The organism is Nitratireductor sp. GCM10026969, assembly GCF_042660605.1.
Taxonomy (GTDB): domain Bacteria; phylum Pseudomonadota; class Alphaproteobacteria; order Rhizobiales; family Rhizobiaceae; genus Chelativorans.
The window spans coordinates 1-8,685 of record NZ_JBHSUM010000167.1 but is presented as its reverse complement, the minus strand read 5'-3'; the positions used below and the strand labels follow the sequence as shown (position 1 = coordinate 8,685).

Annotated in this window: 8 protein-coding genes and 1 pseudogene; 4 read left to right on the top strand and 5 right to left on the bottom strand. The window is 65.5% G+C overall.

Going from position 1 to position 8,685, the window contains the following annotated elements; genetic code table 11:
- Positions 1 to 246 (bottom strand): L-threonylcarbamoyladenylate synthase (locus tag ACFP9U_RS21615; RefSeq protein ID WP_378624646.1); only part of this gene is annotated, 246 nt, incomplete at its 3' end.
- Positions 247 to 390: 144 nt separating this feature from the next.
- Between ACFP9U_RS21615 and ACFP9U_RS21610 the strand changes: the two genes are divergently transcribed.
- Complete coding sequence (locus ACFP9U_RS21610) at positions 391 to 726, top strand: hypothetical protein (RefSeq protein ID WP_378624644.1); 336 nt, start codon at positions 391 to 393, stop codon at positions 724 to 726.
- A 61-nt stretch (positions 727 to 787) separates the two neighbouring features.
- Complete coding sequence (locus ACFP9U_RS21605; RefSeq protein WP_378624643.1) at positions 788 to 1,201, top strand: hypothetical protein; 414 nt, start codon at positions 788 to 790, stop codon at positions 1,199 to 1,201.
- Between the two features lie 157 nt (positions 1,202 to 1,358).
- Here ACFP9U_RS21605 and glyS read toward each other — a convergent pair whose 3' ends face one another.
- The 4 genes from glyS to ACFP9U_RS21585 all read right to left on the bottom strand — a co-directional run bounded on the left by glyS (position 1,359) and on the right by ACFP9U_RS21585 (position 8,125).
- The gene (glyS, locus tag ACFP9U_RS21600) at positions 1,359 to 3,788 is read right to left on the bottom strand and encodes a glycine--tRNA ligase subunit beta (protein ID WP_378624641.1); all 2,430 of its coding nucleotides are present in this window, start codon (positions 3,786 to 3,788) and stop codon (positions 1,359 to 1,361) included.
- 126 nt (positions 3,789 to 3,914) lie between these two features.
- Positions 3,915 to 4,868, bottom strand: a complete 954-nt coding sequence (locus ACFP9U_RS21595) for a glycine--tRNA ligase subunit alpha (RefSeq protein ID WP_378624640.1) — start codon at positions 4,866 to 4,868, stop codon at positions 3,915 to 3,917.
- Positions 4,869 to 4,990: 122 nt separating this feature from the next.
- Positions 4,991 to 6,964: a tetratricopeptide repeat protein gene (locus tag ACFP9U_RS21590; RefSeq protein WP_378624638.1), complete on the bottom strand. Its 1,974-nt coding sequence runs from the start codon at positions 6,962 to 6,964 to the stop codon at positions 4,991 to 4,993.
- Positions 6,965 to 7,108: 144 nt separating this feature from the next.
- On the bottom strand, positions 7,109 to 8,125 hold the full coding sequence (locus ACFP9U_RS21585) for a polyprenyl synthetase family protein (RefSeq protein WP_378624636.1): 1,017 nt from the start codon (positions 8,123 to 8,125) through the stop codon (positions 7,109 to 7,111).
- Positions 8,126 to 8,283: 158 nt separating this feature from the next.
- Here ACFP9U_RS21585 and ACFP9U_RS21580 point away from each other — a divergent pair, with 158 nt between their 5' ends.
- Positions 8,284 to 8,508 (top strand): DUF2007 domain-containing protein, encoded by a 225-nt coding sequence (locus tag ACFP9U_RS21580; protein ID WP_322452715.1) that lies wholly within the window; start codon positions 8,284 to 8,286, stop codon positions 8,506 to 8,508.
- 11 nt (positions 8,509 to 8,519) lie between these two features.
- A pseudogene (locus tag ACFP9U_RS21575) lies at positions 8,520 to 8,685 on the top strand (methyltransferase); the annotation flags it as partial.

The window sequence follows — 8,685 nt, the reverse complement described above, 5'->3', positions numbered from 1 at the left end:
CAGCCGCCCGGCAAGCGGAGAGAAGACCGCCAGGCGCTCGGCCATCGCGCGGTCCGCGACGTGGGCGATCAGCGGATTGAAGCGCGGCCGGCCCTTGGCCTCGAAGATGCGGGCGACCGCTGCGCCGTTGGTGGCGTCCGCAGCGAGGCCGTAGACGGTTTCGGTGGGAATGGCGACGAGCTCGCCCGCCGCCAGCACGCGGCAGGCTTCCTCCAATGCTTCTTCCTGCGGCAGGATCGTGGCCAAGGCGCCGTCTCCGGGTTCGCCTGCTTGCTATCGTGCCGGCGGGCCAAGGGCAAGCCGCTCAAATGCCACCTTTTCCCGCACCTCTTTTTTAAGCGGCCCGGCGATAAATATGGCGCGCGGGGCACTTTATGCGCGGGGGACATCATGAATCGAAACAGAATCTTCGGCCCGGTTCTTCTCATGGCACTTGCGCTGCCCCATGCCGCGGGCGCCTCTTCCATACGCGAGCTTCCGGCGCTGGAAAAATCCGTGGGGCCGTCGATCGTAAAGCTTGCACCGCTCACGCCTGCACGTGAAACCACCAGCGCGAGGGACGGCGAAGAACGCTCCGCCTCGGTCCCGATGCTCATTCGCGGCGGCATTTCCGGCACGCCCGCCCGCCGCGCCACTGCACCGCAGGCCACTGCTTCCACGCCGGTCGTCTCCTCGGCGCCGTCGAACGCGGCCTCCGCGCCCGCCGCTGTCAGGAACCCGGAATAGCGCGCTTGACCGCAACGGCCGTTCGGCACACCCTCGCTGCATCCGATACGGGGAGACGGCCATGTTCGCGTTGATGAAGATCCTGCATTTCTTCGGCCTCATGCTGGGGGCCGGGGGCGGCATGGGCAGCATGATGGTGGCAATCCAGGCCAGGCGCGCGGACGGGCCGCCCGCACCGGTGCTGATGACGCTCAGAAAGCATTTCGCGATGGCCGCCCTCATCGGCGTCCTGCTCCTGTGGGCGACGGGATTGTGGATGTGGCTGACCGGCTACGACGGCGCCATGCTCGGCACCGCCTTCGCGCTCAAGCTCCTCACGGCGACGGCCATCCTGGCGATCCTGATCGTCGTGCGCCTCGCCATGGCGCGCACCAAGCCCGGCACGCCGCCGCCCGCCTTCATCCAGCGCGTCGGACCCCTTGCGGGGCTTTTGTCCTATATTGCCGTGGTGCTCGCGGTGATCGCATTCGGGTAGGTCACGGTGATCGCCCGGCTTTCCCCGTCATCCCGGAAGCCGAAGCGAAGCTGAGGCTGTCCGGGATCCATTCCGTGACTCGTCCACGTTCCGGAATGGATCCCGGCTCGCGGTCGCTTACGCTCCCTTGGCCGGGATGACGAAGGCGGCGAGACAATCAGCCGGCGATCTTGGAAAAATCGGCAACCTGCCCGGTCGCCTGGCGGATACGGGCGAGAAGCGCCAGCCGATTGGCACGAAGCGAATCATTCTCGACATTTACGAGGACATCCTCGAAGAATGAATCAATCGGCGCGCGCAGTGCCGCGAGCGCCCGCATGGCGGCGGAAAAGTCTTGGTTTTGAATCGCTTCGCCGGCTTCCTTCTCAGCCTGATTCACCGCGTCGAACAAGCGGATCTCCGCCTTTTCGGAAAGGAGCGCGGGATCGACCGCTTCTGCGACTGCCGTGCCCTTCTTCTCCTCGATCGCAAGAATGCTGATGGCGCGGTTGGTGCCGGCCAAAAGGTTCTTGCCGTCCTCGGTGCCGAGCAGGTCCGAGAGGGCTTCGACGCGGCGGACGATGAGGAGGAGGTCGTCGTTGGCGGTGGCTTCCCCGTCCCTGCTTGCCAGCACCGCATCGATGAGGTCATAGCGCGCGCCCTGATCGCGTAGGTAGATTTTCAGGCGGTCGTGGAAGAAGGTGAGGAGGTTATACGCGACCGCTACGGCAGGGCCCTGGGTGTCCACAATGATTTTGTGAGCACGGTCTCGAGCGCTTTCTCGATCGACCATTTGGTTGAGTTGACCGACAGTTTCTTCGTCGACTCCTAAATTTGCCAGTGACTGGGCAGCTTGGATCTTTTGACCCAATGACCTGAAATGGTGATCGACAGCTTGGCGCGCCAGAATCGATGCAAGCTTCAATAGCAAGCTCAGCTGTATTTGATTCTCCACCACAACCCGGATCACCCCCAGCGCCGCCCTCCTCAGCGCATACGGATCCTTGCTCCCGGTCGGCTTCTCGTCGATGGCCCAGAAGCCGACCAGCATGTCGAGCTTGTCGGCCAGCGCTACGGCGACCGAGACCGGATCGGTGGGCACGATGTCCGAGGGGCCGAGCGGCTTATAATGCTCCTCGATGGCTCGGGCGACCGATAGGTCCTCGCCCTGCAGCTCGGCATACTGCCGCCCCATCGCGCCCTGAAGCTCAGGGAATTCGCCCACCACCTCCGTCTGCAGATCCGCCTTCGCCAACACGGCGGCGCGCTCGGCCAGGTCCGGGTCAGCGCCGACGATGGGTGCCAGTTCGCGCGCGAGCCGGCGGATGCGCTCGACGCGCTCGCCTTGCGTGCCGAGCTTGGCGTGGAAAGTGACGTTCAGATGGTCGAGGCGCGCCATGCGCTGGTCGAGCGGCTTTGCCAGGTCGAGGCCGAATTTTTCGGCGGACGCCTTCAGGTCATCGAGGTCCGGCAGGTCGGCCTGGTCGGTCTTCCAGAAATAGAGCGCGTCGGAGAGGCGCGCGCGCACCACCTTGCCGTTGCCGTAGGCGATCTCCTTTCCGCCGTCCTCGGCCACGATGTTGGCGGTGATGATGAAGCGGTTGGAGAGGCGCGGCTCGCCCCCCGATCCTTCGACAGGCTCAGGATGAGGAGCTGCGGTGCCTTCAGGCTCAGGATGAGGGGCTCCTGCACCTTCTTGCCGAGGTGCCGGCGAAGCCGGCCTCGAAGCACGGGTGACGAAGCACTTCTGGTTGGCGCGGATGGTGAGGCGGACGACTTCGGGGGGGATTTCGAGGTATTCTTCCTCGAATTCGCCCATCAGCACGACCGGCCATTCGACCAGGCCGGAGACTTCTTCAAGCAGGCCCTCGTCCTCGACCAGATCGAGGCCGTTGGCGAAGGCCAAATTCTTGGCGTCATCACGGATCATGCGCTTGCGTCGCTCGGGATCGAGCACGACCTTGGCCGCTTCGAGGCTCGCCACGTAATCATCGAAGCGGCGCACGGTGATCGGGTCCGGCGCGTGGAAGCGGTGGCCGTAGGTGACGTTCGAGGAACGGATGCCGTCGACGGCGAAATCGACCACCTCCGGCTCCTCCGTCTCGGGCCCGAAGGTGCAGAGGATCGATTGCAGCGGCCGCACCCAGCGCAACGAGCCGGGATTGCGCGAGGCCGCGCCCCAGCGCATGGATTTCGGCCAGGGGAAGTCGCGGATGATGGCGGGCATCATCTCGGCGATGATCTCCTCGGCCGCCCCCCCCTTCTTCTCGATCACGGCAACATAAAACTCGCCCTTCTTCGGATCAGAGCGGACCTCCGCCTCCTCGATCGAGGAAAGCCCCGCGCCGCGCAGAAAGCCCTCTATAGCCTTTTCCGGCGCGTCGGTGCGGGGTCCTTTGCGCTCCTCGCGCACGTCGCGGGAGCGGGCGGTGACTCCGCGGACATCCAGCGTCAGCCGGCGCGGCGTCCAGTATTCCTGGCATCCCTCATAGGTGAGCCCGGCTTCCACGAGGCCGTCGGTGACGCGCTTCTTGAGGTCACCCGCCGCCTTGCGCTGCATGCGGGCGGGGATTTCTTCGGAGCGCAGTTCGAGGAGAAGGTCGGGCATGGAAGGATTCGATCAGTGCTGACTGAAAAGGGTTGGCGGCGGCATACCAACTATGCCGTGGACTGTCACCTTTTGGTTGACACACCGTGCAGCCGGGATGCGCAAAGGCTTGCGGGATGAAGACGGTTAGGCCGCTTCGCGCTCCATCGTCGCGCCGCCGGCCTCCGTCTTCAGGAAAGCTTCGCCGCAGGCCTTGGCGAGGTCGCGCACGCGCAGGATATAGCTCTGGCGCTCGGTCACCGAGATGACGCCGCGGGCGTCGAGGAGATTGAAGACGTGGGAAGCCTTGATGCACTGGTCATAGGCGGGGAAGACCAGCTTGTGCAGCGCGCCTTCGGCCTCGGGAGCCCCGGCCTCCAGCAGCGCGCGGCACTCCTTTTCGGCATCCTCGAAATGGCGGAACAGAAGCCCGGTATCGGCATATTCGAAATTGAAGCGCGAGTATTCCTGTTCGGCCTGCAGGAAGACGTCGCCATAGGTGACCTTGTCGGGCTCTTCGAGCCCGTTGAAATTGAGCTCGTAGACGTTGTCGACACCCTGGACATACATCGCGAGCCGCTCCAGCCCGTAGGTGAGCTCGCCGGAAACGGGCGCGCACTCGATGCCGCAGACCTGCTGGAAATAGGTGAACTGCGAGACCTCCATGCCATCGCACCAGCACTCCCAGCCGAGCCCCCAGGCGCCGAGCGTCGGGCTTTCCCAGTCGTCCTCGACGAAGCGGATGTCGTGGCGCAGCGGATCGAGGCCGATGGCTTGAAGCGAGCCCAGATAGAGCTCCTGCAGGTCCGGCGGGTTGGGCTTGAGGATCACCTGGAACTGGTAATAGTGCTGCAGCCGGTTCGGGTTCTCGCCGTAGCGGCCGTCCTTGGGGCGGCGCGAAGGCTGGACATAGGCCGCGTTCCACGGGCGCGGTCCGAGCGAGCGCAACGTCGTGGCCGGGTGAAAGGTGCCGGCGCCCACCTCCATGTCGTAGGGCTGGAGGATCACGCAGCCCTTTTCGGCCCAGTAGCGCTGCAAGGTCAGAATGAGACCCTGGAACGAGCGGGCGGGATGCATGTGCGGCAGAGGTTCGGCGTTCACGCGGGCTACTCCGGTGGTTTCGGGACGCGTGCACCGTCTATTGTGGCGGCCGGGAAGCGTCAAGCCGCGGAAGGTGGCGGCCCTGCCCGCCGCCCCCTGCGCCGTCCAGCTGAAGAAGACCGCTACCGGTCGTTCGCCGGCAACTTCAGCTCCAGCCCGGGCCGGATCCGGTTCGGGTCGCCGCCCAAGACGGGGTTGAGCTCCAGAATGTCGTGATAGCGGCTGCCGTCGCCCAGCTCCTCCGTGGCGATGGACCAGAGCGTCTGTCCGGGTTGGACGGTGTAGAGTTCGGCAGCCGCGGCCTCGGCGTCTTCGTCCGCCGGCTTCTGTCCGGCACCGGGGACGACGGTACGGGCGTTTCCGGCGGCATCGGCGAGTTTGTCGCCCTCTTCCGGCGGCAGGCCCTCGGCCAGCTTCGTTTCCACCTCGGCCAGAAGCTCGGGCTCGGGCTCCAGGTCGCGCGCATGCGCCCATTGAAAACGCGCCTCGAGCTTGCGGCCGACACGCCAATAGGCATCGCCCAGATGGTCGTTGAGCACCGGATCCTGCGGGCGCAGGGAAACGGCGCGCTCCAGTTGCTCGACCGCCTCCTCGTATTCACCCAGCCTGTAATGCGCCCAGCCGAGCGAATCGACGATGAAGCCGTCGCTGGGACGCAGTTCCACGGCGCGGCGAATGAGGTCCATCGCCTCTTCAAGGTTCATGTTCATGTCGACCCAGGAGTAGCCGAGATAGTTCAGCACCTGGGGTTGGTCGGGATAGAGCTCGAGGGCGGTCTTGAAGTTGGGCTCGGCCTTCTCCCATTCCTTGAGCCGCTCATAGGCGATACCGCGCCGGTAAAACAGGTTCCAGTCCTCCCGCCGCGGCTCGTCGATCCGGGCGACCGCCCGGTCGTAGACGCGGGCGGCGGCGGCATAATCCTCCTGCGCGGCGTAGACGCCGCCGAGGGCCAGATAGGCGCGCATGTCGGACGGATCCGCATCCAGCGCCGATTCCAAATGCTCTATCGCCTGCTCGTGACGGTCCAGGTCGGCCATGTTGAGCCCGATCTGGAAGTCCGCGAAGCGCGCCCAGGGGGAACTCGCGTCGATCTGCTCGTAATAGCCGATCGCCCGCGCCGATTCCTGTTGCCTTTCGGCCAGGCGCGCAAGCTGCACCAGGATCGCATCATTGTCCGGCCTCAGCGCGAAGGCCTGCTGAAGATAAAGCTGGGCGAAGGAAAGAAAGGCCTCGCCGCCCGAACTGGCAAGCTCCGTGGCCATGTCGAGCAAGACCTCGGCCGCCCCATCGGCGGCGGACGTCACAACGGGCTTAAGCGTTTCGCCCGCCGCGAGCCTGTCGCGCAGTTCCTGCACGGAAGCGATGCCGCCGCCGGACTCGAGCGCCCGCTCCACGACCTCGAGCGCCTGCTCGTCCTCTCCCAGGCTCGACAGATAGGCGGCATAAGCCTCCGCCATGCGGCCGAACCGGTCCGGCACCACGGGTTGCAGCACGAGATTGTTGAAGAATACCTCGAATGCCTCCTTCGCCTCCGCCTCGCGGCCACCCTCGGCCAGCATCAGCGCGCGCTGATAGTCCGTGAAGGGGCCATACCAGTTGGGGCCCTCCATGCCGTCGATATGGGCCAGCGCGCCGTCGAGATCGCCCTGCCCGAGCTTGGCCCAGGCCGTCATGGTGCCGGTCACCAGGCGGTCGATGTCGGACTCCAGCACCAGCTTCAGCCAGCGCTCGGCTTCCGCGTAGTCCTCACTGCGGAACGAATCGATGGCGAGGACGAGCCGGGAGAAGCGCTCCATCTCCGGCTCCGACTGCAGCTTCCTGGCGTAAGGCAGCGCCTCGTCGAGCCTTCCCTGCAGGACCAGGGTGCGCAGCAGGCTTTGCTGCAAGGCGCCGTTTTCGGGATCGAACGCGATCGCCCGCTGGTAATAGGCGATCGCCGTATCCAGATCGTTCTCGAATTCGGCCGCCCGCCCGGCGAGATAGGCGCCGGAGAAGGAATGCACGGGTGCGATCCCGATCGTTTCCGCGTCCGGCCTGGCGAGACCCGCCTCCACGGAGAACATCATTAACGCCGCGGCAGCCGCGGTCGCTTTCAAGCCTGCCTTCATTCGCCGCATTGTTTCCCTTCCGTCGGCCGCCTGCATACGGGCCGCTCCGCCCGCTCCCATCCGGGGCTTAAGGCAAGAGCATGGCCTTTTTGCGGAGACGCTTCAACGGGCAATAGCTGTTTTTCGCGCCGTTCATACCACACGGCTGATGCAGAAATCGATGACGTCGAAAAGCGCCGATTTCTGCGGAGTGCTTTTCAGCGGCGCCAGCGCGTCGCGCGCGATCTCGCCGAAATGGCGCGCACGCCCGATGGTGTCACCGATGGCGCCGTGCTTGTTCATCAGGCCGATGGCCTTCTTCAGTGCCGCCTCGTCGTTTTCATTGTTCTCGATCGCCCGCTTCCAGAATGCGCGCTCCTCCTCCGAACCGCGGCGATAGCTCAGGATGACGGGCAGGGTCACCTTGCCCTCGCGGAAATCGTCACCGATGTTCTTGCCCAGGTCGCTGCTGCTGCCGCCGTAGTCGAGCGCGTCATCGACGAGTTGGAATGCAAGGCCGAGATTGGCGCCGAAAGAGCGCAGGGCCGCACGGTCGGCGCGCGCGGCCTCGGCGATCACCGGCCCCACCTCCGCCGCGGCGGAAAACAGCGCGGCCGTCTTGGCCTTGATGACGGCCAGATATTCGTCTTCGGTGGTCTCCAGGTTCTTGGCCACGCCGAGCTGCATCACCTCGCCCTCGGCGATCACGGACGCGGCGGCGGAGAGGATGTCGAGCGCCTCGAGGGAGCCGACCTCGACCATCAGCCGGAAGGCCTGGCCGAGCAGGAAATCGCCGACCAACACGCTTGCCTGATTGCCCCAGATCATGCGCGCGGTACGCTTGCCGCGGCGCAGGTCGCTCTCGTCCACCACGTCGTCGTGCAGGAGCGTGGCGGTGTGCATGAATTCCACGCTGGTGGCGAGCTTCACATGGCCCTCGCCGGCATAGCCGAACATCTGGGCGGCGGCGAGCGTGATCATCGGCCGCAGCCGCTTGCCACCGGAGGAGATGAGATGGCGTGCGAGTTCGGGAATGAGGTCCACGTCCGAGCCTGCCTTGGTCAGAATCAGCTCGTTGACGCGCGCCATATCGTCCTTGGTGAGCCCGACAAGGCTCTCGACCGAAGCCGCGTCGCGCTTGCCGCCTTCGAGGTTCAATACGACACCCACCGGGAAAACCTCCACTTCGCTGTGCCGGGCGGGACTGCCCGGCCGGGACTGTATGGCGGCACCTGCGCCGGCCGCAAGCGGCGAATTAGCGCGACCAGGGGGTTAGGACAACCGCTTTGCATTTACAAGCGCGCGGCGACCTGCCAACGTCGCGCACGATGATAGAACTATTGCGCACCAACGATGCCGTCACCCTCTCCTTCGTCGAAAGCCTGCTGCGGGATGCCGGTATCGACTATATGGTGGCCGACCAGAACATGAGCATCATGGAGGGCTCGCTCGGGATACTGCCGCGCCGCGTGCTCGTGGAGACGGAAAAAGCCGATCATGCACGGCGCCTGCTGGCCGACGCCGGTGTGACAGGCGACGGCGGCACCTCCTGACGCCTTGCGCCATGCACCGGGACGGCAGCTTCACCATCGACGCCTTTCACCGCGGCCGGTTTCACCTCGTCCAGCCCGCCGGCAAAGGCCACCGCGCCGGCCTCGACGCCATGCTCCTTGCGGGCGCCGTTCCGGGGAATTTCAGTGGGCGGCTGGCCGACCTCGGTGCAGGCGCGG

Coding starts and splice junctions, on each gene's coding strand:
- ACFP9U_RS21610 (WP_378624644.1), top strand. CDS start 391: ATGAATCGAAACAGAATCTTCGGCCCGGTTCTTCTCATGGCACTTGCG.
- ACFP9U_RS21605 (WP_378624643.1), top strand. CDS start 788: ATGTTCGCGTTGATGAAGATCCTGCATTTCTTCGGCCTCATGCTGGGG.
- glyS (WP_378624641.1), bottom strand. CDS start 3,788: ATGCCCGACCTTCTCCTCGAACTGCGCTCCGAAGAAATCCCCGCCCGC.
- ACFP9U_RS21580 (WP_322452715.1), top strand. CDS start 8,284: ATGATAGAACTATTGCGCACCAACGATGCCGTCACCCTCTCCTTCGTC.